The following is a 25,276-nucleotide window of genomic DNA, read 5'->3' on the forward strand; positions in this document are numbered from 1 at the left end:
ACCGGCTAGATCTCGCGGGTCTCGCGGAAGCGGATGTCCGGGTGGCGCTCCTGGGCGAGCTGCAGGTTGACCCGGGTCGGGGCCAGGTAGGTCAGGTGGCCGGCGCCGTCGCGGGCCAGGTTGTCGTAGGCCTTGCGCTCGAACGCTTCCAGTTCGCGCTCGCTGTTCGCCTCCACCCAGCGGGCGGTGCTCACGCTGATCGGCTCGTAGCGGCAGTCGACGCCGTACTCGCCCTTGAGCCGGGCGGCCACCACGTCGAACTGCAGCGTGCCCACCGCGCCCAGGATCACATCGTTGTTGCGCAGCGGGAAGAACACCTGGGTGGCGCCCTCCTCCGCCAGCTGCTTGAGCCCCTTGTGCAGCTGCTTGCTCTTGAGCGGGTCGTTGAGCACCACGCGCTGGAACAGTTCCGGCGCGAAATGGGGGATGCCGGTGAAGCGCAGGTCCTCGCCCTCGGTGAAGGTATCACCGATCTGGATGGTGCCGTGGTTGTGCAGTCCGATGATGTCGCCGGCGTAGGCTTCTTCCACGTTGTCGCGCTCGCCGGCCAGGAAGGTCAGCGCGTCGGCGATGCGCAGGTCCTTGCCGGTGCGGCACTGCTTGAGCTTGATGCCCTTCTTGTACTTGCCGGAACAGATGCGCAGGAAGGCGATACGGTCGCGGTGGCGCGGGTCCATATTGGCCTGGATCTTGAACACGAAGCCGGTCATCTTGTCCTCGGTGGCGGCCACCTGCCGCTCGCCGCCGTCGCGGGGCAGCGGCGGCGGTGCCCACTCCACCAGGCCGTCGAGCATATGGTCGACGCCGAAGTTGCCCAGGGCGGTGCCGAAGAACACCGGCGACAGCTTGCCCTCCTGGAAGCGCTGCAGGTCGAACTCGTGGCTGGCGCCCTGCACCAGCTCCAGGGTGTCGCGCAGCTCCTGGGCGTAGTCCGACCCCACCGCCTGGTCCAGCTCCGGGTTATCCAGGCCTTTCACTTCACGGCGCTCCTGGATGGTGTGGCCCTGGCCGCTCTTATAAAGGACGGCGGTGTCGGTGAGCAGGTTGTAGACGCCCTTGAAGTTCTTGCCCATGCCGATCGGCCAGGTCACCGGGGCGCACTCGATCTTGAGCACGTCCTCGATTTCGTCGAGCACCTCGATGGGATCGCGCACTTCCCGGTCCAGCTTGTTGATGAACGTCAGGATCGGCGTGTCGCGCAGCCGGCACACCTCCATCAGCTTCACGGTACGCTCTTCCACGCCCTTGGCCGCGTCGATCACCATCAGGGCGGAGTCCACCGCGGTCAGGGTGCGGTAGGTGTCCTCGGAGAAGTCGGCGTGGCCGGGGGTGTCCAGCAGGTTGACCATGGCGTCCCGGTAGGGGAACTGCATCACCGAGGTGGTCACCGAGATGCCCCGTTCCTTTTCCATCTCCATCCAGTCCGAGGTGGCGTGCACGCCGGACTTCTTGCCCTTCACGGTGCCCGCCATGCGGATCAGGTTGCCGTACAACAGCACCTTCTCGGTGATGGTGGTTTTACCGGCGTCCGGGTGGGAGATGATGGCGAAGGTACGCCGTTTATTGATCTCGTCGGTGGGGCTCATAGATTCCTCGGTCTGCGTCGGCGCGCATTGTACTCCTGACCGAAGGAATCTTGTAGGAGCGGGCCCTGCCCGCGAAAGGCAAGCACAGCTTGCCGGCAGGATACCAGAGAGCCAAGAAAGCGGGGCTCCAATGGGGCCTCTGGGATCCTGCGGGGCACCCTTTGCCGGGCGCTTTGCGCCCTTTCGCGGGCGGGGCCCGCTCGCACAAGTCGCTACCGGCAGCCTTAGGCGTCAGGCGCCAGGCGCGCCCGCAGCCGGCTCACCGCCTGACTGTGCAGCTGGCAGACGCGGGATTCGGTGACGCCGAGCACGGCGCCGATTTCCTTGAGGTTGAGCTCTTCCTGATAATAAAGAGCCAGCAGCAGCTTTTCGCGCTCGGGCAGCGTTTCGATGGCGGCGGTGAGCTGCTCGCGTTGTTCACTGTCCACCAGGGCGGCGAACGGCGACGGCGGTGAGCCGCTGCCGGCTTCCGGTTCGCCGCGCTCGGCGACCATTTCCTCGTAGGGCAGCAGCAGGCCGTTGTTGGTGTCGGTGAGCAGTTGACGGTACTGCTCCAGGTCCATGCCCATTTCGTTGGCGATTTCGCGCTCTTCGGCGGGCCGCCCCAGCTTTTGCTCCAGCCGGTGCACGCACTGGTCCACGGCGCGGGCGTTGCGGCGCACGCTGCGCGGCAACCAGTCGCGGGTGCGCAGTTCATCAATCATGGCGCCGCGAATGCGCTGGCTGGCGAAGGTGGAGAAGCTGGCGCCGGCGTTGGCGTCAAAGCGCTGCAACGCGTCCAGCAACCCCACGGTGCCGGCCTGGATCAAATCGTCCAGGTCGATGCCGGAAGGCAGCTTCACCTGCAGCGCCAGCGCCTGCCGGCGGACGGCCGGAAGATGCTCTTCCAGCAGTGCGTCGTGGTTGATTTTTCCCTGTGCCGTATACATGGTTTTCCCCGAACCGGGCCCGGATGCCATTCTGAGACTTCCATTATTAGCGGTCGGCGCGATTTGGAAGCGGCAAATAACGGCCTTTATTGGGTTCTTTTCTAGCGGTATTCCACCGTCAACCGGGGCGCGCCCACGGTGACCGCGCGGCGCTCGCCGGCGGGCAGGCGGAAACGCAGCCGCAGCGGCCGCGTCACCCGCCAGGCCGGCGGCGCCAGAAAGTGGCCGCGCCGGGCGCTGCCCAGGGGCACGCACTGCTCGCCCTGGCACAGCCACGCCTGAACGCGGCGCCCGGCGGGCAGCCGGTAGCGCCAGCCGACCCGCACGATGTTTTCCCCCGCCGCGATCGGCGGCGGCGTGGCCGGCTCGCTGTGATAGAAACGCCCGGCCACCGCCAGACGCAGTTCCGCCAGCGGCGATTGCCAGCTGCCCGGGGCCGCCGGGAGCGGCGACCACAACAAAAGCAGCAGCACCCCGGCGACCTTGTTCATGGCGACAGCACCACCAGCTCGATATCGAGAAAATGCCGGGCGCCGTGTTGCAGGTTGCTGAGCAGCCCGGCCCGGGGCAGCCCGGGGGCGTGCAGCGCCAGCAGGCGGCTGGGCCCGGGGTGGCGGCGCAGTATCTTGAGGGTGCGGTAGGCGCGGCGGAAGGCGTCCGCGTCGCTGTCCACCCACAGCGCCCAGCGCCGCTGCTGGCTGGCCAGCAGCGGCAGGTGCGGGCTGGCCGGGTCCAGCGCCACGATGCGCCAGGCGGACGGGTCGCCGACCCAGCGCCGGCCGCGCCGGGCCCAGCCGGCGAGCCGCTCGGTGACGGTTTCAGCGGCGGCGTTGGGCGGCAGGCCGACGACCATCAGGGTGGGCCCTGGCTCGGGGGGGTCGGGGCGCGCCCGCGCCCGCAATCCGGCGGCCTGATCAGGCATCGCCGGTGCCCCCGGCCACCGCGCCGATGCGCTGCAGTTCACGGCGGGCGCTGAACAGCTCGATCAGGGCGGTCAGCAAGGTGGCGGCACTGCGCCGCCGGGAGCCGGTCAGGCTCAGCAGTTGGGCACGCAGGTCCAGGGCCCAGTCACCGTTGTCCTGGTCCAGCCGCACCGCCAGCGCCGCCAGGGCGCCGGCCAGCGCCCAGCAGTCCTCGCCGCCGCCGGCGGCATTCAGGTCGGCGGCGGCGCGCTCGCGCAGCGCCGGCCACTCTTCGCAGCGCAGCATGTGCACCAGCAGGTCGCTGTCCTGCCGGCGGCTCTGCCCCGCCGGCGCCAGCCAGTAGCGGCGCCCGAGCAGACGGCCGCTGTCCAGGTCGCGTATTTCGCCGAACCAGGCGCACAGCAAGGCGGTGAACGGCGCGCCGTCGCCGCGCCCGATGGGCGAAGCGGCCACATCCAGGCGCCGCAGGCGCAGCTGGGCGGCGCGGCCGCGGTGGCGCACCATCAAGCTGTCCCAGGGCGCCGCCAACGGATAGCACTCGTTCAACGGCAGGCGCTGGCCGAGACGCCAGACCCGGCTGTTGCCCCGCGCCGCCGCCAGCCACGGCTGGCCGCTGCGCTGCAAGGCGCGCCAGAGCGCGGTGTCCGGGGTCGCCGGCAACAACTGAGCGGCGAGGGAAAAGCGCGTATCGGGCGCGCTCGGCACGCCGATGGGCAGCCCGTGGCCATCCAAACCGAGCACCGGCGCCGGTCGCGTGCCGCCATGCCGCAAATGCATCGGTGCCTGGTCGGCGGCGGCGCGGTCCGCCGCCGGCCGGCCCTGCCACAGCGCCTCCGTGGCGTCGAAATCCGGGGCGCCCTCGCGCAACAGTGATACCGCGGCGTCCAGGGCACGCCCCTGGGCCAGCACCTGACGGGCCCAGCCCGGGGCGCCGGGGCGGCCGTCGTCGTCGCTGTCGCCGGTGAGCGCCAGGGCGTCGTCCACCAGGCCGGCGGCGTCGGCGGCCACCATGTCCTCGGGCACCCGCTGGCCACGGCAAACGTAATGCAGCCGCAGGTCATGGCGGATGGCGGCGTCGAGCACCGGGCCCAGGCGGCTGGCCTCGTCCTGCTTGCTGACGATGGCGTCGTCCAGGGCCAGCCCGGCGGTGCGGGCGGTGCCCCGGTACACGGCCACCACTTCCTCCAGGGTTTCACCCTGGCTGGCGGCGTTGAGCAGCAACACCGGCCGCACCCGCAAGGCGCCGCTGAGCTGGCGCAACTGCTCGCCCAAGCGGGCGTCGCGCTGGCTCATGCCGATGGTGTCGACCACCACCCAGGGGCGGTCCGCCAATGACCGGGCCAGCCGGTCCAGCGGTTCGTCCTCTTCCAGGTTGAACAGGGCGACACCGAGCAGATCCGCGTAGATGCGCAATTGATCGCGGGCACCGATGCGGTAGCTGTCGGCGCTCACCAGGGCCACCCGTTCGGGGCCGTGGCGCCGGGCCAGCCGCGCCGCCAGTTTGGCGGCGGTGGTGGTTTTGCCCACCCCGGTGGGGCCGATCAGAGCGATCACACCGGGCTGTTCCAGATCGCCGGGGGCCGCCACGGACAGACGGCGCTGCAATTGGCGCTGCAGCCAGCGGTCGGCCTGTTCATCGCGCTGCGCCTCCGGCGGCAGGCCGGCCAGCAGGGTGTCACTGAAGACCGCACTGAACCCGGCGCCGCGCAGACGCCGGCGCAAGGCCTGACGCGGCCCGTCGTCGTCGCCGGCCGGCGCACGGCGGGCCAGCTGTTCGCGCATGTCGCGCACTTCGCGCAGCAACTGCTCGGTGAGATCGGGGCCGGCGGGGGCGTGATGGGGGACGCGCTGCTGGGCCGGCGCCACGGCCGCTTGACCGGCGCGGTCCGGCACCGCCTGTTCCGACGGTGCATAGCCGGACGAGTCGTCCTCGGCCAGGGCGAGGATCTCCACACCCTGGTCGGTGGCGCGGTTGGCCAGGATCAGGGCGTCGTCGCCCAGCGCCGCGCGCACCCGGCCCATGGCTTCCCGGTTGTTGCTGCCGACAAAGCGTTGCACGCCCATGACGGTATCCTCTGTTTTTTGCGGTTCTGGTTAGGGCCTGTTCAGGCGGTGCCGCCGATCATGCTGGTCACGCGCAGGGTGCGGTCGTCCGGAATCTCCGCCTGCGACATCACCACCAGGTGGCGCAGACGGCGGCGCAGGAAGTGCGCCAGCAGCGGCCGCAGGCCGTGCTGCACCACCAGCACCGGCGGTTCGCCGGCGGCCTCCTGGCGCTCCAGGGCGGCGGCCGCCTGTTCCATCAAGGTGTCGGCGAGGCCGGGCTCCAGCGCCCCGCCACCGTTCAGCGCCTGGCCGAGCACCTGCTCGAGGTTGCTGTCCAGGCCGATCACATGCAGCTCGTCCTGGCCCGGGAACCACTGATGGGTAATGGCGCGGCCCAGCGCCACGCGCACCTGAGCGGTGAGTTCGTGGGCGTCGGCGTTCTGGCCGGCGTGCTCCGCCAGGGTGTCGAGGATGGTGCGCATATCGCGGATCGAGACGTCCTCTTCCAAGAGGTTCTGCAGCAGGCGCTGCAGCACGGTGAGCGACACCGCCTTGGGCACCACGTCTTCCACCAGCGCCTTGCTGTCCTCGCCCAGTTTGTCGAGCAGCTGCTGCACTTCCTGGCGGCCGAGCATTTCCGCGGAGTGGTGGTGCAGCAGATGGTTGAGGTGGGTGGCCACCACGGTGCTGGCGTCGACCACGGTATAGCCGTACACCTGGGCCTGCTCGCGCTGGTCCGCGTCGATCCACACCGCCGGCAGGCCGAAGGCCGGGTCCTGGGTGGCGGTGCCCTTCACTTCGCCGGTGACCTGGCCCGGGTTGATCGCCAGCCACTTGCCGGGAAAGGCTTCGCCGCGCCCCACTTCCGCGCCCTTGAGAGTGACCACATAGCTGTTGGCGCCCAGGTCCAGGTTGTCGCGGATGTGCACCACAGGCGGCAGGAAGCCCACCTCCTGGGCGAATTTCTTGCGCACGCTCTTGATGCGGCCGAGCAGCTCGCCCTGCTGGCGGTAGTCCACCAGGGGAATCATGCGGTGGCCCACTTCCAGGCCCAGCACGTCGATCAGTTGAACGTCGTCCCAGCTTGCCTCCGGCGCTTCCGGCTCCGGCGGCGGCGCCGCGTCGATCTGCTCTTCGGCGAGGCGGTTTTCCTTGGCCCGGCTCAGGTACCAGGCGGCGCCGGCCAGACCGGCGGTGAACAGCAGGAACACAAAGTTGGGCATGCCGGGCACCAGGCCCAGCAGGCCCATCACCCCGGCGGCCAGGATCATCACCCGCGGGTTCATCAGCAGTTGGCTGATCATCTGCTGGCCGACGTCCTGGTCGGTGGTCACCCGGGACACGGTGACGCCGGCGGCGGTGGAGATCACCAGCGCCGGAATCTGCGCCACCAGGCCGTCGCCGATGGTCAGCAGCGTGTAGGTGCGGCCGGCGTCGGCGAACGACATATCGTGCTGCAGCATGCCGATCAGCAGGCCGCCGATGATGTTCACCGCCATAATCACCAGGCCGGCCACGGCGTCGCCCCGGACGAACTTGCTGGCGCCGTCCATGGAGCCGTAGAAATCCGCTTCCTGGGCCACTTCGGCGCGGCGTTTCTTGGCGTCTTCCTCGCCGATCAGTCCGGCGTTGAGGTCGGCGTCGATGGCCATCTGCTTGCCGGGCATGGCATCGAGCATGAAGCGCGCGCCCACCTCGGCGATGCGCCCGGCGCCTTTGGTGATCACCATGAAGTTGATCACCACCAGAATCAGGAACACCACCAGACCGACGGCGAAGTTGCCGCCCACCAGGAACTGGCCGAACGCCTCGATCACCTTACCGGCGGCAGCGCCGCCTTCGTGGCCTTCCATCAGCACCACCCGGGTGGAGGCCACGTTCAAGGCCAGCCGCAGCAGGGTGGTGAACAGCAGCACCGCCGGGAAGGCGGCGAACTCCAGCGCGCTCAGGGTGAACATGCTGACCAGCAGCACCATCAGCGCCAGGGCGATGTTGAAGGTGAAGAACATATCCAGCGCGAACGGCGGCAGCGGCAGGATCAGCATGGACATGATCAGCAGGATCAGGATCGGCCCGGCGAGCACCTTGGCGCCGCCGTCGCCGAGCAGCTCGCGCCCGCCCAGGTAGTGGCTCATCGCTTTCACGGCGCCACCTCCAGTTCCGCCGGGATCGGCAGATCCGCCGGGGTCAGCGGCTGGTCGCCGCCCTCTTCCCGGGCCCGTTTAAGGCGGAACGCCCACACCAGCACTTCCGCCACGGCGGTATAGAGCGGCCCGGGAATCTCCCGGTCGATGTCCACATGGCGGTACAGCGCCCGCGCCAGCGGCGGTGCTTCCAGCAGGGGCACCCGGTGTTCGCCGCCCAGCTCGCGGATGCGCGCGGCCACTTCGTCGGCGCCCTTGGCGATCACCCGGGGGGCGCTCATGTTGCTTTCGTCGTAGCGCAGGGCCACCGCGTAGTGGGTCGGGTTGGTGACGATCACGTCGGCGTCCGGCACCTGGCTCATCATCCGGTTGCGGGCCATGGCCTGCTGCTGGGAGCGGATCTTGGCCTTCAGCTGCGGGTCGCCTTCGGTCTCCTTGTGCTCGCGCTTGATCTCTTCCTTGCTCATGCGCAGCTTCTTGGCGTGGCTCCACAGCTGGTAGGGCACGTCGATCAGAATCACCACCACCAGCGACAGCACCATCAGCCCGCAGGCCATGGCGGCGAGGCGCAGGGCATTGGCCAGCGCCTGCTGGGTGGGCTGGTCCATCAGCGCCATGAACTCGCCGCGCTTGGCGCTCAGAAACGCCACCGCCACCGACCCCACCAGGATCGACTTGGCGATCGCCTTGGCCAGCTCGGCCAGCGCCTGGGAGGAAAACTGCCGCTTGAGACCCTTGATGGGGTTGAGTTTGGAAGGCTGGGGTTTGAGGGACTTGGCGGAAATCAGGAAGCCGCCCAGCAGGTTGGGCGATATCAGCGCGATCACCGCCAGCATCAGGAACAGCGGAATCAGTGCGAACAGGGTGCGCGCGCCCAGGTCCACGGCGTGGGTGAGCATCACCGTGCTGTCGAAGCCCTGGCGGCGGTCGAACAGGAACGACTGCTCCATCACCATGCCGACCTGGTCGAACAGCGTCGGGCCCATGGACCACAGGCCGCCGACGCCGCCGAACAGCAGCATTACCGTGGTCAGCTCCCGGGAGCGGGCCACCTGGCCGTCTTCCCGGGCCTTTTCCAGGCGCCGGGGCGTGGCCTCTTCGGTCTTTTCCTGATCTTCGGTCTCTTCGGCCATGGCGGCGGCATTCCGGGCATCATTACTTCAATGCCCGGGATTGTCGCCGATGGCCCAACAAGCCAATCCAAGGATAAGAGGGGTTTGCCCGCCGCTATTCCGGCGACTCCTGGCTGACCTTGTGGGAGCTTGCCTTGCAAGCGAAAGGGTGGCGTTAGCCACCCGGCGGGATACCAGAGACTTTGTTGAACGGCAATAGAAGGCTCTCTGGGATCCTGCCGGCCGGCTTTGCCGGCCTTTCGCGGGCTGGGCCCGCTCCCACAAGCCGCCTAGAAGCCGAGTTCATCGAGCAGGCTATCGACCTGATCCTGGTTGCTGACAATATCCTCGCCCTCGGCGTTGATCTGCGGGCCGTTGACCAACCCCGCCTCCTGACGGGTGGCACCGCCAGCGCTCTCCATGCGGCGCTTCATGGCGTCGCGCTCTTCACCGTCGGGGACGCTTTCCAGCAACACTTGAAGCAGTTGGTTCTCCACTTCCAGGATCACCGCCATCATCTTCTTGATGACCTGCCCGGTGAGGTCCTGGAAATCCTGGGCCATCATGATTTCCAGCAGCTCCTTGCTGGTTTCGCGGGCCATCTCCGGCACCGCCGCCAGATAGCCGCGGGTGTCGGTGACCAGTTGCCGGGCCTGGTCCAGCTCCATGGGGTTTTCGAACCAGGTTTGCCACTGTTGGTCGAGGCTCTCCGCCCGGCTCTCGATCTCATTCTGCAGCGGCTGGGCGCGGTCCACCGCGTTGAGCGCGCGGTCGGCGGCCTGTTCGGTCATCGACGCCACATAGTTGAGACGGGCGCGGGCGTCGGGAATCGCCTCCGCCGCTTTCTCCACTTCCTTGTCCAGCCCCAGTTCCCGCATGCTTTCACGCAACATGCGGGTGAGCTGTCCGATACGGACTACCAGGTCGTCGCCGTGCGCGCCCTCGTGTGCCGCCACTTGCCGGGCCTCACCACTCATATTCGGTTCTCCTCACCAGGGAAGCTGGACCCCGCGTCGCTTATTTGCCCAGCTTCTCGAAAATCTTGTTGAGTTTTTCTTCCAGGGTGGCGGCGGTGAACGGCTTGACGATATAGCCGTTGGCGCCGGCCTGGGCAGCGGCCACGATGTTCTCTTTCTTCGCTTCGGCGGTGACCATCAGCACCGGCAGCGCTTTCATGGCCTCGTCGGCGCGGATCTGCTTGAGCATCTCCAGACCGTCGAGATTGGGCATGTTCCAATCCGACACGACGAATTCGAAATCGCCGCCTTTCAGCTTGCCCAATGCTTCCTGGCCGTCCTCGGCCTCTTCCACGTTGGTGAAACCCAACTCCTTGAGCAGACTGCGAACGATGCGTCGCATGGTGGGAAAGTCGTCCACCACCAGAATACTCATGCCCTTATCCATCGGATCCTCTCACTGCGTCATGGCGCCGGGTGGCGGGAGCGCGTCCCCGGCGCGGTTCAGGGTCGTTAAAACTCTTCCCAGTCGTCCTCGGTGGTGACCGGTTCACGGCGCGGTGCCGGGCGGCTTTCGCGCGGCGCCTGCTCGGAACGTTGCCGGGGCGTTTCCTGCTCGGCGTGCGGCTTGGGCTCGGACGGGCCGTCGTCGTGTTCCTCCGCTTCGTCGTGCTCGTGGGTGATCATCGGCACCACGGCGGCGTCCATCGTCGGCTCGCCGGCTTCACTGTCGAGCCGGAAGATCGACACCGCTTGTTCCAGACGGCGGGCCTGCTCTTCCAGGGACGCGGCCGCGGAGCTGGCCTCTTCCACCAGGGAGGCGTTCTGCTGGGTCACTTCATCCATCTGGCTGACCGCCTGGCTGACCTGCTCGATGCCGCCGCTCTGTTCCTGCGAGGCGGCGGAAATCTCATCCATGATGTCGGTGACGCGTTTCACCGCGGCGACCACTTCCTTGACGGTCTCGGAGGCCTGCTCGACCAGGGTGGAGCCTTCCTGCACTTCCACCGCCGAGGTTTCGATCAACTGCTTGATCTGGCGGGCGGCGTCGGCACTGTTGCCGGCCAGGTTGCGCACTTCCCCGGCGACCACCGCGAAACCGCGGCCCTGCTCGCCGGCCCGGGCCGCTTCCACCGAAGCGTTAAGCGCCAGAATGTTGGTCTGGAAAGCGATGGAATCGATCATGCCGGTGATGTCGGCGACCTGTTTAGAGCTCTCTGTGATGCCCTGCATCTTGGCGGTCACCTGACGCATCACATCGCCGCCACGGGTGGCGGTGCCGGAAGCGTCGTTCGCCAGGCTGCTGGCCTGACGGGCGTTGTCCGCGTTCTGCTTCACGGTGGCGGTGAGCTGCTCCATGCTGGTGGCGGTCTCTTCCAACGAGGCGGCCTGCTGCTCGGTGCGCGAGGACAGGTCGGTGTTGCCACGGGCGATCTCGGAGCTGCCGACAAAAATGGAGTTACTGCTGCTGCGCACATTGGAGACGATGCCCGACAGGCTCTCCTGCATGTCCCGCATGGCGGCGAACAGCTTGCCGATCTCGTTGCGGCCGGGCACATGAATGCGCTGAGACAGATCGGCGCGGGCGATGCGCTGCAGGTTCTCCACCGCGTCATGCAGCGGCGCCACCACGGCTTTGCGCAGTACCCAGTAAATCAACAGGAGTACCACCGCGGTGGCGGCCAGCGCGGCCATGCCGATCAGGCCGAACAGGGCGGTCTTTTCCTGGTAGTTGGCCATGATGTCATCGCCGCGCTCATTGGCGTAGCGGGTGAAATCCGTGAGGCTGCCGTCGAGACTGTCACCGGGGGTAAGCAATTCCTGGCGCAGGTTTTTGTACTCGCTCAGTTCACCGGCCTTGAGCGCGGCGTACTGGTCGCGCACCAGGCCCATCACCGTGTTGAAGCCGGTGGCCAGCTCGCTGGCGCGGGCCTGGCCCATCTCGGTTTTCGGTGTTTCGTCGAAATTATCGAAGCGGTTCTGAGCGCGCTCCAATAAGCCTTCCACGCCGTCGATCTGGTTTTCCGCCACCAGGCGCATGCCCTGATCGAGATAATCGGCGGCCAGGTCCATCTGGATGCGGGCCCGGTTGAGCAGCACCGCCGCGCGGCTCACTTCGTTGAGCTGCTGAACGTTGATCTGGTTCAGGGTGGAGATCGAATCGTCCACCATTTCGTTGGTGGTGAAACGCAACACCGCCAGCACACTGACCAGCAGCGCGCAGCACACCAGCGCGCCGGCCACCATGGTGTTGATATTGAGGTTGCGTAGTACTTTCATCATAGCCGCCGTTCCTCTCTCAGGAGCTTGCTCAGAAAATTCATTTTGTTATTCAAACCCGTTGCGCACGGCCGGAAGCCGCCGCCAGCGCCAGCATGCGCGGCGCCATCTCCTCCAGTGCCAGTGTCTCCGTGGCCGCACCGATGGCGATCGCCTCGCGGGGCATGCCGAACACCAGCGACGTGTCTTCGTCCTGGGCCAGGGTGGTGGCCCCGGCGCGGCGCATGGCCAGCAGGCCCGCCGCGCCGTCCTTGCCCATGCCGGTGAGCAGCACGCCGATGGCGTTGCGGCCGGCCTGCGTCGCCGCCGAGTGGAACAGCACATCCACCGACGGCCGGTGACGGTTCACCGGCGGGCCTTCGTCCAGGCGCACCACATAGTTGGCGCCGCTACGCACCAGCTTGAGGTGCCGGTCGCCGGGGGCGATGTAGGCGTGCCCGGGCAGCACCCGCTCACCGTCCTCCGCTTCCTTGACGGTGATGCGGCACAGCTTGTCCAGCCGCAGCGCGAAAGAGTGCGTAAAGCCGCCGGGCATATGCTGGGCGATCAGAATCGCCGGGCAGTTGGCGGGCAACGGCTCCAGCACTTGCCGTATCGCCTCCGGGCCGCCGGTGGAAGCGCCCAGAATCACCAGTTTTTCGCTCGACACCATCACCGACTTAAGCGGCTTGGGCGCGCTCCGTTCGCCGGCCTGGATACGCCGGGGCCGCGAGCGGGCGGCGGCGCGGATTTTTTCCGCGATCAGCTCGCTGTACTCGATCATGCCGCTGCGAATACCCAGCGCCGGCTTCTGCAGAAAATCCACCGCGCCCAGTTCCAGCGCCCGCAGGGTCACCTCGGATCCGGCCTGGGTGAGCGACGACACCATCAGCACCGGCATCGGCCGCAGCCGCATCAACCGCTCGAGAAAATCGAGGCCGTCCATGCGCGGCATTTCCACGTCCAGGGTGAGCACATCCGGGTCGTGGCGTTTGATCAGATCACGGGCCACCAGGGGATCCGGCGCCACCGCCACCACTTCCATATCGTCGTGGCTGTTGATGATTTCGCTCATCAGATCGCGGATCAGGGCCGAGTCGTCGACGCACAGCACCCTTATTTTTTTCCCGGCCAAGATCGGTCTCCCCTCTCCATGAGGCAACGCCGTAACCGGCATGACTTGCCTTTGTTATTCACGCTATCGGCGGGTAGCGGCGCTTCTTTAGGATTTTTGAGTGTTACCGGTCGGCGAGGGTGTAGACGGTCTGGCCGCGCAGGCGGAAGCGGTCGCTGATGTAGGAAAAACTTTCCGAGTGGCCGGCGAACAGCAGGCCGTCGTGCTTCAACAGAGGCGCGAAGCGGTCGAGGATGCGGGCCTGGGTGCCCTTGTCGAAATAGATCATCACGTTGCGGCAGAAAATGGCGTCGAAGCGATCGTCCATCGGCCATTTCGGCGCCACCAGGTTGAGCGTCTGGAAACGCACCCGCGCCGCCACTTCCGGGCGCACCCGGGCAAACCCGGAGCGCGCGCCGCTGCCCTTCTGGAAGAAACGCTTGCGCCGCCGCTCGTCGAGCTTGCCGACCTGGTCCATGGGATAGATGCCGCGCCGGGCCCGGTCCAGGGCCTCGGTGTCGATATCGGTGGCGAGAACCTGGAAATCGGCCTTGTCACCCAGCACTTCGGTGAGCGCCATGGCGATGGAGTACGGCTCCTCGCCGGTGGAGGCGCCGGCGCTCCACACCCGCACCGGCCCGCGCCGCTCGCGCACCAGATCGGCGAGCAGCGGGAAGTGATGGCTCTCGCGGAAGAAGGCGGTGAGGTTGGTGGTCAGGGCGTTGGTGAACGCTTCCCACTCCGGGCCGCCGCTGTCCTGCTCCAGTTTCGCCAGATAATCCTGGAAGCGGACCAGGCCGTGCTTGCGTACGCGCCGGCCGATACGGCTGTAGACCATATCCTTTTTGTGTTCCGCCAGAACGATACCGGCGCGGCGGTAGATCAACTCACGGATACGCGCGAAATCCGCGTCGCTGAGCATCAGGTCGCGGTCCGGCGAAAAACGCCCCGCGTCGCCGGTGGCGGCGGTGGGGCTGATAGGCACTCGACTGCTCAAAGGGGTCATCCGGCTAGGGTCTGGGTGGTGGACGCGGAGCGCGGCCGGGGCGGCGACGCGGGCAGGCGACGAACGTCGGCGCCCTTGGCCGGCGCCTGCTCGGCACCGTCGCGCAGACGGAATACCGCGATCGAATGGGTCAGGCTGTCGACCTGCGCTTCCAGGGAGGCGGCCGCGCGGGCGGAGGCCTGCACCCGTTCCGCGTTCTGGCGGGTGACGCCGTCCATCTGCGCCACCGCCTGGTTGATCTGGTTGATGCCGGTGCTCTGTTCTTCGGACGCGGCGCTGATGTCGCCCATGATGTCGTTGACCCGGGTCACCGAGGTGACCACGGATTCGATCGCCGCTTCCGCGCGCCGCACCAGTTCCGCGCCGCTTTCAATCTCGCGGCCGGAACCGGCGATCAGGTCGCGGATCTCCCTGGCGGCGTCCGCGGAGCGGCCGGCCAAGTTACGCACCTCCTGGGCCACCACCGCGAAGCCGCGGCCGTGCTCGCCGGCGCGGGCCGCTTCCACGGAGGCGTTGAGGGCCAGAATGTTGGTCTGGAAGGCGATGCTGTCGATGGTGCCGATGATCACCGCCATCTTTTCGGAGCTGGCGGTGATGCGGCCCATGGTGTCCACCACCTGCCCCATCACTTCGCCGCTCTCGGACACCGCCCGCGACGCCTCGCCGCTGAGCCGGCTGGCCTGGCGGGCGTTCTCCGCGTTCTGACCCACGGTCGCGGTGATCTCTTCCATGCTGGAGGCGGTCTGCTGCAGCGAGGCGGCCTGCTGCTCCGAACGCGAGGACAGATCTTCGTTGCCCTGGGCGATATCGCGGGCCGCCGGGGTGACCACTTCGATGCCCCGGTTCACGTCGCCGACGATGCTGCCCAGGCTGCGGCGCATCAGTTTCAGGCCCATCACCAGCAGCCCCATTTCACCACTGAGGCGGCGCGGCGGTTTGGCCGCCAGATTGCCGGCGGCGATCTGCAGCGTGAACATGCCGGCCTCGCGCACCGGGCCCAGCACCGAACGGGCGGTGGCCCAGAACAGCAGCGCCACCAGCGGCAGGCCCACCGCCGCCAAGGCCATCAAGGCGGTGGACAATGGCGCCGCCTCACCACGGCCGAGGAAGCCGATCACTCCGGCGCCCAGCAGCGGCGCGGCGCTGGCCAGGTAGAGCAGCGTCATACGGCTGCTCACCGAACGCGGGTTCCAGCGTCGCAGCGCCGCCACTACCCCACGACGGCGAATCTCGCCACGGTGCAGGTAAAGGTGGCCGCCGCGCCCTTCCCGCAGTGCGATGTAGGCCTGTTCGGCGGCGTCGATGGAGCCTTTGTCCGCCTTGAGGCGCACGGATACGAAGCCGGCGATTTCACCGTCCTCGATGATCGGGGTGACGTGGGCGCGTACCCAGTAATAGCCCCCGTCCTTACGCCGGTTCTTGACCAGACCGATCCAGGTGCCACCCTCTTTCAGGGTGCGCCACAGGTTCTCGAACGCCTGCTCCGGCATGTCCGGGTGGCGCACGATGTTGTGCGGGGCGCCGATCAGCTCTTCGCGGGTGAAGCCGCTGACTTCGATAAACGCCGGGTTGGCGTAGGTGATACGCCCCCTGCGGTTGGTCCTCGAAATCAGAAAGTCATCGCCCTTGAGCGCATACTCACGGTTTGTCACCGGCTGATTGTTACGCATTCCCACTCTCCCCGATTGCCCGGACCCGGCGTTGGTCTTCGACCCTGTGCTTGTTATTCGCCGGCTTCTTCCACCAGCGCCATTTCTTCGCTGGTGAGCATTTTTTCGATGTCCACCAGTACCAGCATGCGTTCATCCAGGTTGCCCAGACCGCTGATGTAATCCAGCGGCAGGCTGAGACCGAATTCCGGCGCCGGCTTGCGCTGCTCGGCGGTGAGCGTCATCACGTCGGAAACCCGGTCGACCACGATGCCCACCACCCGGTCGGCGATGTTGACCACGATCACCACGGTCTGGTCGTCGTAGTCGGCACGCTCGAGACGGAATTTGATGCGCAGGTCGACGATCGGCACGATCACGCCGCGCAGGTTGGCCACGCCCTTGATGAAGTCGGGGGCGTTGGCGATGCGCGTGACGTTTTCGTAGCCACGGATTTCCTGGACCTTGAGGATATCGATGGCGTATTCCTCGTCGCCCAGGGAGAACACCAGGAATTCCTGGCTGCCCGCTTCCACGGCGGCGGCGGTTTGCAAAGCAGTGGCTTGACTCATGACGGTTCTACCTCCTCAACAGGGCGGGCCCGGGTCGGGACGCCAAAGACAGGGTTTTCTTTTTTGCTCTGGCCGAGGCGGTGCATGTCCGCCACGTCCAGGATCAGTGCCACGCTGCCGTCGCCCAGAATGGTGGCGGCGGACACGCCCGGCACTTTGCGGTAGTTGGTTTCCAGGTTCTTGACCACCACCTGCTGCTGGCCCACCAACTGGTCCACCAGCAGAGCGTAGCGGCGGCCCTCGCCCTGTACGATCACCGCGATGGCGCGGGTCGGATCGGTGATGGCGTCGGCCACGTCCAGGGCGTGATGGACCGCCACCACCGGCAGGTAGTCCTCACGCACCTTGAGCAGCACGTCGCCGCCGGCCATGGAATAGAGATCGTCGGCGCGCGGCTGCAGGGATTCGATCACCGCGCTCACCGGCAGGATGAACATCTCCTCGCCCACCTTGATGGACATGCCGTCGAGGATCGCCAGGGTGAGCGGCAGCACGATGCGGGTGGTGGTGCCCTGGCCGGGCGTGGAGAGAATTTCCACATGCCCGCCCATGGCCTGGATGTTGCGCTTGACCACGTCCATGCCGACGCCGCGCCCGGACACGTCGCTGACCGCGTCGGCGGTGGAAAAGCCCGGCGCGAAAATCAGCTGCCAGACTTCGTCGTCGCTCATTGAATCGGACACGGAGAGGCCGCTGGAGCGCGCCTTTTCAAGAATCTTGTCGCGGTTGAGACCGCCGCCGTCGTCGATCACCTCGATCAGGATATTGCCGCCCTGGTGCTGGGCGGACAGGGTCAGACGGCCGGTGCGCGGCTTGCCCGCCGCCTCGCGGCGGTCCGGCGTTTCGATACCGTGGTCGAGGCTGTTGCGCACCAGGTGGGTGAGCGGGTCGATGATCCGTTCGGTGAGGCCCTTGTCCAGTTCGGTGGATTTGCCCTCGGTGACCAGCTCCACGTCCTTGTCGAGCTTGCCGGCCAGGTCGCGGACCAGGCGCGGGAAGCGGCTGAACACATAGTCCATCGGCACCATGCGCACGGACATCACCGCTTCCTGGAGATCCCGGGCGGTGCGCTGCAGCAGGTTGAGCCCGGTGACCAGGGCGCCGTCGTTGATGGTTTCGGAGTCCTCGGCCACCTGGTTGAGCATCGACTGGGTGATAATCAGCTCGCCGACCAGGTTGATGATCTGATCGACCTTGGACACCGGCACCCGGATGGAAGTGGATTCACCGCCTTTCTTGGCGCCGTCACCGCTCTTGGCGGCGGATTCGGCTTTCGCCGGGGCCGCCGGCTTGGCCGGGGCCGGGGCCGGGGCCGCTTCGGTTTCCGCTTTCACTTCCGGTTTGCTTTCGGTGGCGGCGGCCGGCGCGGCGGCATCCAGAGCACGCACTTCCAACTGCTCCGGCTCGGCGATAAAGCACATCACCGCTTCGATATCGTCGCCGCTGAGTGACGACGTGAGCACCACCCGGTGGCGTTCGCCGTCAACCTGCTGGTCCTCGATATCACCCAGCTGCGCCAGTTCCTCGATCAACAGATCCCGGTCCTTGTCGGCGACACCGATCAGGGTCACCTGGAAGCGGGCACCGCCGTCCGGCGTGCCTTCGCCGGCGGAAGGCGCGGCCTCCGCGGGCGCCGGATCGGCGGCCGGCTCGGGGCTGGCGGACGCGGCCGGCGCGGCGCCGGCCACCTCGGCGCCGGCGTCTTCGCCCAGCTCTTCCAGAGCGAGACGGCGCAAGGTCTCGCAGATACGTTCCAGGGCTTCCGGGTCCGGTTCACCACCCTGACGATACGCGTCCAGTTGATCGTTTAGCATGTCTTTGGCTTCCAGAAAGGTGTCGACGATATCCCTTCGCAGCGCCAGCTCGCCGCGTCGTGTGTAGTCGAGCAGGTTTTCCAGCAGATGCGTGGTGCGCTGCAGGGCCTCGAAACCGAAGGTCCCGGCCCCGCCCTTGATCGAATGCGCGGCCCGGAAGATGGCGTTGAGCCGCTCCACGTCCGGGTTGTCCACATCCAGCTCCAGAAGATGGGATTCCATCTCCGCCAGGAGCTCGTCCGCCTCTTCGAAAAACGTGTCGTAGAATTCGGTGATATCCATGTTCACTCCCGCACGGGTTGAGGGGCGTCGCTCAGATCGCCGGGGCGGCTGGCGGCGCGCAGCCGTTCCACCGCCTGACGGGTCAGCACCACCAGGGTGATGCGGCGGTTGACCGGGTCACCGGGGTTGCTGTCGGGCACCGGCACACGGTCGCCCATGCCCATGACCCGCAGTAGCTTTTCGCTGTCCAGGCCGCCGGCCACCAGCTCGCGGCGCGAGGCGTTGGCGCGGTCGCTGGACAGTTCCCAATTGCTGTACCCGCTGTCGCCGCTGGAATAGCGAAGACTGTCGGTATGCCCGCTGATGCTGAGCGGGTTGGGCATATCGTTGAGCAACGGCGCCATGGTGCGCAGCAAGTGCCGCATGTACGGCGCGACACGATCGCTGCCGAGCCGGAACATGGGCCGCTGGTCGGTATCCACCAGCTGGATGCGCAGGCCTTCCGGGGTCATCTGGAAGCGCATCTGGTCGCGCAGTTCACGCAGCTGCGGGTCGGCCTGGATTGCCTGTTCAATACGACGGCGCAGATTGATGAAGCGCTGGCGCTCCTCCGCCGGCAGCGTCTGGCGGCGCAGATCAATACGCGCCTGCTCGCCGTCGGAGTGGGCCGGATCAGCGCCGCCGCCGGGAATCGCGCTGGTGCTCGATGAGTTACGGTCGCCGTCCGCCAACGCCACTTTCAGCGGCGTGCGGAAATATTCGGCCAGGCCCTGCAGCTCGGCCGGCGACGCGGTGGAGATAATCCAGAGCACCAGAAACAACGCCATCAGGGCGGTCATGAAATCCGCCAGCGCGATTTTCCAGGCGCCGCCGTGGTGCGCCACATGGGCACGGCGGCGTCGCCGGATGACGATGGGCCGGTGCTGCTCGCTCATGTCTGCTTGGCACCCGCGGGCCGCGCGGCACGCACGTGCTCTTCCAGTTCGGTGAAGCTGGGCCGCTCGGCGGTGTGCAGGGCTTTACGCCCGAATTCCACCGCCAGCTGCGGCGCATAACCGTTGAGGTTGGCAAGCAGCGTGACGCGGATGCACTGCAGCATCTTCACCGCCTCGGCCACCTGCCGGTCGATGCGGCTGGCCACCGGGTTGACGAAGCCGTAGGCGAGCAGGATGCCGAGGAAAGTCCCCACCAGGGCGTGGGCGATCATCAAACCCATCTCCTCGGCGCCGGCGTCGGCGGACGCCAGGGCCTTCACCACCCCGAGCACGGCCGCCACGATACCGAACGCGGGCAGGCCGTCGCCGACCTTGGCGAGGGCGTCGGCGGGAATATGCGCTTCGTGTTCGAACGCCTCGATTTCATGGCTCATCAGCTCATCGAGTTCCATGGGATCGACGCTGCCGCTGATCATCAGCCGCAGGTAGTCGGTGATGAAGCCCATGATCATCGGATCGTTGGCGATTCTCGGGTATTCACTGAACAGCGCGCTTTCGGTGGGGTTTTCAATGTCCTTTTCCACACCCAGCACGCCCTCGCGGCGCATCTTGGAGAGCAGGTTGTACTGCAGCGACATCAGCTGCATGTAGATCTCTTTGTCGTACTTCTTGGTGCGCTTGAGGCTGCTGGCGGTACGCAGGGTGGCTTTGATCGCCTTGCCGTTATTGGCGGCCACGAACGACCCCACCGCGGCCCCGACGATCATCAGGATTTCGGTGGGCTGGTAGAGCGGGCCCAGGTGTCCGCCGGCCATGGTGAAGCCGCCGAACACGGAAAGGGTGACGATAATGAAGCCAAGAGGTATCAGCACAACCGGTATCCTTCAGAACAGCGTGGATAGCATTACCATCTGTATCGGCAGGAGCAGGTCGGGCTTGAGGGAAAAATTACGAAATTAAGCGCCCACCGCCTGTCGGCGACCGCCGCTCCGCCGGCCCTCTTCACTCACCGCGCTCTGACGTTTGCGGGTCTTGCCGGCCCGGGACGGCGGCTGGCAGATACCGCACACAAAGCGCTGGCTCGGCGTATGCGCGTGGTTGACGAAATGGCCGTGGCAGCTGGTGCATTCCGACAGCTCGAACATTTCACTTTCAAAGAAACGCACCAGGGTCCAGGCCCGTGTCAGGCCGAGCACCGGTTCGGCGCCGTCCAGAGCAATCTGCTCCAGATAAAGGCGGTAGGACTTCACGAAGCCTTCCATGCGGCTGCAACCGTGCTCGCCGGTCAGCTGCCGGTAGAAACTGTAAAACAGGGAGGAGTGAATGTTCGGCAGCCAGGTGATGAACCAGTCGGTGGAAAACGGCAGCATCCCCTTCGGCGGCGACATGCCGCGGACTTCCTTGTAAAGCCGGATCAGCCGGCCACGGCTGAGTTCGGTTTCCGATTCCAGCACCTGCAGCCGGGCCCCCAGCTCAATCAATTCGATCGCCAACTGCACTTGGTGCATTTCGCCGACCAGACTCTTCTCGGACATTGGATCCCTCCCCCGATCAGTTCGCGCAGGACGCCATCAACAACGCCGCGTGGGTTTGCCCCAGCCCCTGCTCCCGCTTGTTATTGGTCAGCTTGGTGACCTGGTCCGCGTCGTCGAAATGCAGACGGAACAGCAACTGGTTGGTGCGCGCCATCTGGCTGAGCTGCTTGGCGGACAGCGAAATCAACACTTCCGCCATCGCCTGGTCGATCTTCAGCCGGAACATGGCGGTGGCGTAATCTTCCTTGAGAAGACGCTGCGCCAGCAGCAGGTAGGTCAGATTGATATCCTGGATTTCATCTAAGACGCTATCGATCTTCATTGTTCTTCACTCCTGCGGTACCCCATGACCGAGGTCTCCCCCGGCGCTAACCCTCGCCGGATCACTAAGATCCCCAAAGCTCATACTTTATACTTAGATACATTGCATTTATAAGTCATTAAGTATGTGCGTTTTGTAGTGGCAACGTATCACAAGAATCACGATATGCTCACACTTTTATGTGAACAAACTCACATCAAGGGAAAATTTTGTGATGCCATTCACAAATGTGCAGGCAGTCTGAAACGAGCGTTTCAATAGCGGGAAAAAGGGCCGTCACAAGCCCTCTGAATTGGAGTGCGGCGTCTAAGTCGAAAATTATTTTGATTAAAATCAAGGAGTTATAATTAACACCCCGGTGAACAAAATTTAGAACCGTGTTTCATTTGGGCAAATTGGAAGGGGCCATGGCGCGCTTCAAAGGACAAAAAATTGCAAAGGGCGAAGAGACAAGGAACCGGGTCACAAAATCCATACACTACAAATACTTGCGTATAATGCTAATACTTTAGTCCTAGCTTCTTACGCTCTCGTCCTTGGCGTTCATCGCTTGCAACCAGACCAGCAACTCAGCGATCACCTGATACAGCCGAACCGGTATCCGCTGGTCCAGATCCAGTTGCATCAGTAACCCCACCAGCTCCGGCGCGTCATGCACGAACACGTCCTGGCGGCGGGCCTCGGCGATGATCCGTTCGGCCAGATCGCCATAGCCGCGCGCCAATATCCGCGGGGCGTCGCCCTCCTGATAGGCCAGTGCCACCGCCTGGCGGCGGCTGTTGGATTCAGAGTCTTTCATCGCTGGCCACTCGCAGTCGGACCTGTTCGAAGCCGCAAGCCTCGAGGCTGGACTTCAGACGCGGGCTGTCGGCGCGCAGTTGCTCGGCCACCTGTTCGGAGCCGGCATTCAGATCAATGCTCAGATCGTCGCCACGCAGGTCCAGGCGTACCCGCACCGGGCCCAGCGCCGCCAGCTCCACGGTCAGTTCGGAGCGCCAGGTGCCCTCTTCCCCCGGGTCCTCACCGTCCTCGCCCTGGTCGCCGCCGGAACGGCCCTGACGGGGCGCTTCGGCGGGCACCTGGATCACCAGAGCCATGAAAATGCCGGACCAGACGTCCCCTTCCCAGCGCAGCACCGGCGTCGCCAGGGTCTCCAGCTGATGGCGGAGAATCCCCTGCAGGGCCTGGTTGGCGTCGTCGGACAGGGGACGCGGCGCGGGCCTGGGGGCCTCTTCGCCGTCCGTGACCGGGCGGCCCTCGGCGGTAACCGGCGCCGCTGCCGGCCGCTCGGCGACCGGCGTCGCGGTTGCGCGGGACTGGGACGGCGCCTCCGCGGCGGCCGGGGCCGGGGCCTTGCCGCCCTCGGCACGGGCGGCGGCAGCCGGGGGTTCAGGCGCCCGGGACAAACGCATCTGCGGTTCCTGCGCCAGCCGCGCGCCACTCATTTCGCCCCGGTACCAGCTTTGCAGATGGGATTCATAGAACAGCCCGCTCTGGCCGACGCTGGCCTGCAGTCGGTTGGCCAGGGTCGGGGCCTCGGCGTCGGCGGCGGTCATCAGGGGCGCCGCCGGCCGTACCGCCGAAGGCGGCGCCGGGTAGCGGGCGAGGATATCGGCGATGGTGCGGGCGGCGGCGCTGAAGTGGGTTTGCGTGGACCCGGTTGCCGGGTCCGCCGGCGGCGCCAGGGTTTGCGGGGCGCGGGCGCGCTGGTGCGTGGCCGGCAGATCCGGCAAGGGCGCGGTGCGCGGGTCAAGGCGCGAGTCGCTGCGCACCGCCGGCGGCGCTTCAGCGGGGCTGAGCGGACGCACCGGCTCGGGGGTCTGCCGGGCCACGGGCACGTCGACCCGTTTGCCCAGCACTTGATGCAGCAGGGTATCCAGAATCGGCGTGATGCCGCTCACGGCGTGTCTTCGTCCAGGTGGAACGCGGAATCCATGGAGGTGGCTTCCTGGGGCCCGTAGGAACGGCGCAAATCCCGCTTACGCCTGGACGTGCCGATCAGCCCGGCCAGTTCGTCCCGGCGCGCCACCAGGCAGCGGCGTATTTCCAGGTCGCGCTCGAGTATCCGCTCCAGCAGTTCCGCTTTGCGGGCCCGCTGCGAGGGGTCGAGCGCGGTGTCCTGCTCGCGGCTGGAGAGCTGTTCCACGTCCACCAGATAGTGCGCCTCTTCGTCCATCAGGGCGTCCCAGTCCTGGCGGCGCACGCAGTCCAGCATACGCCCGGAGCGCGCCAGCAGGGCCTCATAGGCGAGCAGTACCTGTTCCGCCGACAATGCCCGGCGCGGGGATTCGATTTCGGTCATTCAGCCCCCTGATGCGCGGCGGGTTTGATCTGGTTCCAGGCTTCACCCAGGTCCGCCAGCAAGCGGCCGGCCTCGTCCAGGCTGGCCGGGTCGTTACGCAGATTGGCGTTAAGCAGCAAACGGGCGATGTAGTCGTACAGCGATGCCATGCGGTCGGCGAGCTCGCCGCCCTTTTCCCGGTCCAGGGCCGCCAGCAAGCCGTTGTTGACGATGTCCAGCGCTTTCGAAATGGCCTTGCCCTTCTCCGCCACCTGCCCTTCGCGCATGTGCAGCGCGGCCGCACGGATGGCGGTGCCGGCGCCGTCGAACAGCATGCTGATCAATTGATGGGGGCTGGCCGACATTACCCCGCTTTCCACCCCTACCCGGGCGTAGGCCCCCGCGCCCCGGGCGTACCCGGCGGCGCCACGCGTCATTGTCATGAGTCGTACCCTCTGCTGGTTACCTTTCCTGGCTTACTGGCTCAACTGGGCGTTCAGCGAATCGAACTGCTGAGTCAGGTAGCTGCTGGTGGAGTTCATTTCCGCGATCATCGAGTCCAGCTTGCTGAACTGCTCGCGGTAGCGGGCGATGGTGCTGTCGATGCGCTCCTCGGTGCGCAAGTAGCGTTCGCCGAGGCCCTCGATGCGGTCTTCCAGACCGCTGGTGGCGTTCCCCAGGGTGCCGCTTTCACCGAGCATCTTGCCGAGGGTGGCATCAAGCTGCGCGGCCAGGCCCTCCGATTCTCCGGTGCCGGAGAAGAAATCCGTCAGCGCGCCGAGATTGTCCGCCACCGCGGCGTCCAGTTTTTCGTCGTCCACTTCCAGGGTGCCGTCGATGGTGAGGTCCACGCCGATATCGGCGAGAGCGCTGAATTCACCGCCGGACACCACGCCGCCCATGACGCCGCGGATACGGGATTCAATGCCGCGCAGGGTGGTGTCGCCGAGCAGCTCGCCGCTGGTACCGGTTTCCTGGTCGTAGCTGGTGAGGCTGTCCATGGTCTTCTGGAGGCTGTTGTAGCTTTCCACGAAGCTGGTCACCGCTTTCTTGATGCCGGCGGTGTCGCGGGTCACCGAGATGGTGGCGTTGCCCTCTTCCTCGAGGTTGAGCGTGACCCCCTGAACCGCGCCTTCCACGCGGTTGCTCTGGCTCTCGATATCGATGCCGTTGACGCTCAGGGACGCATTGATGGCGGTGACCTCGGTGCCGGCATCCACGGCGAGGGTGTCGCCGAGACCGCCGGTACCGAAGTCGACGCTGGCGATCGCCGCGTCGGTGCCGGTGTCGGTGGCGGACAGCACCAGCCGGTGCGGCTGACCGCTGCCGTCATTGACCAGTGAGGCCTGGACGCCCTTGCCCGCCTCGTTGATGGCGTCGCGGATGCCTTCCAGGGAGCTCTGGTCCTCGCCCACATCAATACTGAAGTTGTCGCCGTTACCGAGCGTGAAACTGATCGCGCCGGCGCCCAGCTTCTCGGTTTTGTCGGTCACGCCCTGGGTGGCGATGCTGTAGGCACGGGCCTTGTGGTTGACCACGATGTCGTGGGTGCCGGGCAGCGCGTCCTCGCCGACCACGGCGGTCAGGGCGTCGCCGGACACGTTGCTCTTGACCGCGTCGAACTGCTGGCTGTCGGCGAGCTTGGCCGCCGCCTCGCGGAAGTCGTCGAGCTTGCCCTCCAGCGTGCCGTAGGCGGAAATCTTCGCCTGGTAGCTTTTCTGTTGCTGGGTGATCGGCGCCAGTTGCTGACGCTCCGCCGACTCCATCTGGTCGAGCAGGCCGTTGAGGTCGAGCCCGGAACCGATACCCAAAGAAGAAATTGAAGCCATGGTCTTTCCTTGCAAAGTACCTACGTATTGTGCGCCGCCCGG

The 25,276-nt window shown here is 66.3% G+C and carries 24 protein-coding genes; all 24 read right to left on the bottom strand.

All coding sequences use genetic code 11. From position 1 onward, the window contains the following. Positions 1-5 precede the first annotated feature (5 nt). The 24 genes from prfC to fliD all read right to left on the bottom strand — a co-directional run bounded on the left by prfC (position 6) and on the right by fliD (position 25,234). Entirely contained in the window at positions 6-1,586 is a 1,581-nt protein-coding gene (prfC, locus tag ACMG4O_RS14145) for a peptide chain release factor 3 (protein ID WP_414434008.1), read from the bottom strand. Positions 1,587-1,810: 224 nt separating this feature from the next. Further along, the gene (locus ACMG4O_RS14150) at positions 1,811-2,515 is read right to left on the bottom strand and encodes an RNA polymerase sigma factor FliA (protein WP_414434009.1); all 705 of its coding nucleotides are present in this window, start codon (positions 2,513-2,515) and stop codon (positions 1,811-1,813) included. Positions 2,516-2,616: 101 nt separating this feature from the next. Further along, positions 2,617-3,006, bottom strand: a complete 390-nt coding sequence (locus ACMG4O_RS14155; protein ID WP_370201878.1) for a flagellar protein FlhE — start codon at positions 3,004-3,006, stop codon at positions 2,617-2,619. Beyond that, on the bottom strand, positions 3,003-3,437 hold the full coding sequence (locus ACMG4O_RS14160) for a hypothetical protein (protein WP_414434010.1): 435 nt from the start codon (positions 3,435-3,437) through the stop codon (positions 3,003-3,005). The genes ACMG4O_RS14155 and ACMG4O_RS14160 overlap by 4 nt, the downstream gene beginning before the upstream one ends. Further along, positions 3,430-5,502, bottom strand: coding sequence for a flagellar biosynthesis protein FlhF (flhF, locus tag ACMG4O_RS14165; protein ID WP_414434011.1), 2,073 nt, complete (start codon positions 5,500-5,502; stop codon positions 3,430-3,432). The genes ACMG4O_RS14160 and flhF overlap by 8 nt, the downstream gene beginning before the upstream one ends. Positions 5,503-5,543: 41 nt before the next feature. Next, complete coding sequence (flhA, locus tag ACMG4O_RS14170) at positions 5,544-7,619, bottom strand: flagellar biosynthesis protein FlhA (RefSeq protein WP_194856841.1); 2,076 nt, start codon at positions 7,617-7,619, stop codon at positions 5,544-5,546. A 5-nt stretch (positions 7,620-7,624) separates the two neighbouring features. Then, positions 7,625-8,761 carry a flagellar biosynthesis protein FlhB gene (flhB, locus tag ACMG4O_RS14175; RefSeq protein ID WP_142948135.1) on the bottom strand — a complete coding sequence of 379 codons (1,137 nt, stop codon included), beginning with the start codon at positions 8,759-8,761 and terminating at the stop codon, positions 7,625-7,627. A gap of 269 nt (positions 8,762-9,030) precedes the next feature. Further along, positions 9,031-9,717 (bottom strand): protein phosphatase CheZ, encoded by a 687-nt coding sequence (cheZ, locus tag ACMG4O_RS14180; RefSeq protein ID WP_414434012.1) that lies wholly within the window; start codon positions 9,715-9,717, stop codon positions 9,031-9,033. Between the two features lie 40 nt (positions 9,718-9,757). Then, the gene (gene cheY / locus ACMG4O_RS14185; protein ID WP_142948133.1) at positions 9,758-10,144 is read right to left on the bottom strand and encodes a chemotaxis response regulator CheY; all 387 of its coding nucleotides are present in this window, start codon (positions 10,142-10,144) and stop codon (positions 9,758-9,760) included. Between the two features lie 65 nt (positions 10,145-10,209). After that, positions 10,210-11,979: a methyl-accepting chemotaxis protein gene (locus ACMG4O_RS14190; protein WP_414434013.1), complete on the bottom strand. Its 1,770-nt coding sequence runs from the start codon at positions 11,977-11,979 to the stop codon at positions 10,210-10,212. A 49-nt stretch (positions 11,980-12,028) separates the two neighbouring features. Continuing rightward, a complete protein-coding gene (locus ACMG4O_RS14195) occupies positions 12,029-13,090 on the bottom strand; it encodes a protein-glutamate methylesterase/protein-glutamine glutaminase (RefSeq protein WP_414434014.1) in 1,062 nt (353 codons plus the stop codon). A gap of 103 nt (positions 13,091-13,193) precedes the next feature. Beyond that, on the bottom strand, positions 13,194-13,991 hold the full coding sequence (locus tag ACMG4O_RS14200; RefSeq protein WP_414434866.1) for a CheR family methyltransferase: 798 nt from the start codon (positions 13,989-13,991) through the stop codon (positions 13,194-13,196). An 80-nt stretch (positions 13,992-14,071) separates the two neighbouring features. After that, positions 14,072-15,745: a methyl-accepting chemotaxis protein gene (locus ACMG4O_RS14205; protein WP_414434015.1), complete on the bottom strand. Its 1,674-nt coding sequence runs from the start codon at positions 15,743-15,745 to the stop codon at positions 14,072-14,074. Between the two features lie 53 nt (positions 15,746-15,798). Further along, a complete protein-coding gene (locus ACMG4O_RS14210) occupies positions 15,799-16,296 on the bottom strand; it encodes a chemotaxis protein CheW (RefSeq protein WP_194856835.1) in 498 nt (165 codons plus the stop codon). Next, the gene (cheA, locus tag ACMG4O_RS14215; protein ID WP_414434016.1) at positions 16,293-18,392 is read right to left on the bottom strand and encodes a chemotaxis protein CheA; all 2,100 of its coding nucleotides are present in this window, start codon (positions 18,390-18,392) and stop codon (positions 16,293-16,295) included. Before cheA ends, ACMG4O_RS14210 begins: the two co-directional genes overlap by 4 nt. A gap of 2 nt (positions 18,393-18,394) precedes the next feature. Continuing rightward, entirely contained in the window at positions 18,395-19,267 is an 873-nt protein-coding gene (gene motB / locus ACMG4O_RS14220; RefSeq protein WP_414434017.1) for a flagellar motor protein MotB, read from the bottom strand. Further along, positions 19,264-20,139 (bottom strand): flagellar motor stator protein MotA, encoded by an 876-nt coding sequence (motA, locus tag ACMG4O_RS14225; RefSeq protein ID WP_194856837.1) that lies wholly within the window; start codon positions 20,137-20,139, stop codon positions 19,264-19,266. The genes motB and motA overlap by 4 nt, the downstream gene beginning before the upstream one ends. 84 nt (positions 20,140-20,223) lie before the next feature. After that, entirely contained in the window at positions 20,224-20,802 is a 579-nt protein-coding gene (gene flhC / locus ACMG4O_RS14230; RefSeq protein WP_194856838.1) for a flagellar transcriptional regulator FlhC, read from the bottom strand. A gap of 16 nt (positions 20,803-20,818) precedes the next feature. Further along, complete coding sequence (gene flhD, locus ACMG4O_RS14235) at positions 20,819-21,124, bottom strand: flagellar transcriptional regulator FlhD (RefSeq protein ID WP_142948123.1); 306 nt, start codon at positions 21,122-21,124, stop codon at positions 20,819-20,821. A 514-nt stretch (positions 21,125-21,638) separates the two neighbouring features. After that, on the bottom strand, positions 21,639-21,923 hold the full coding sequence (locus ACMG4O_RS14240; RefSeq protein WP_414434018.1) for an EscU/YscU/HrcU family type III secretion system export apparatus switch protein: 285 nt from the start codon (positions 21,921-21,923) through the stop codon (positions 21,639-21,641). Further along, on the bottom strand, positions 21,910-23,025 hold the full coding sequence (locus ACMG4O_RS14245) for a flagellar hook-length control protein FliK (RefSeq protein WP_414434019.1): 1,116 nt from the start codon (positions 23,023-23,025) through the stop codon (positions 21,910-21,912). The genes ACMG4O_RS14240 and ACMG4O_RS14245 overlap by 14 nt, the downstream gene beginning before the upstream one ends. Then, positions 23,022-23,426 (bottom strand): flagellar protein FliT, encoded by a 405-nt coding sequence (gene fliT / locus ACMG4O_RS14250; RefSeq protein WP_142948120.1) that lies wholly within the window; start codon positions 23,424-23,426, stop codon positions 23,022-23,024. The genes ACMG4O_RS14245 and fliT overlap by 4 nt, the downstream gene beginning before the upstream one ends. Next, positions 23,423-23,848 carry a flagellar export chaperone FliS gene (gene fliS, locus ACMG4O_RS14255; protein WP_142948119.1) on the bottom strand — a complete coding sequence of 142 codons (426 nt, stop codon included), beginning with the start codon at positions 23,846-23,848 and terminating at the stop codon, positions 23,423-23,425. The genes fliT and fliS overlap by 4 nt, the downstream gene beginning before the upstream one ends. Before the next feature lie 33 nt (positions 23,849-23,881). Then, entirely contained in the window at positions 23,882-25,234 is a 1,353-nt protein-coding gene (fliD, locus tag ACMG4O_RS14260; protein ID WP_414434020.1) for a flagellar filament capping protein FliD, read from the bottom strand. Between the last annotated feature and the right edge of the window lie 42 nt (positions 25,235-25,276).

Origin of the sequence: Alloalcanivorax venustensis (assembly GCF_047495515.1) — a bacterium.
GTDB lineage: Bacteria > Pseudomonadota > Gammaproteobacteria > Pseudomonadales > Alcanivoracaceae > Alloalcanivorax > Alloalcanivorax venustensis.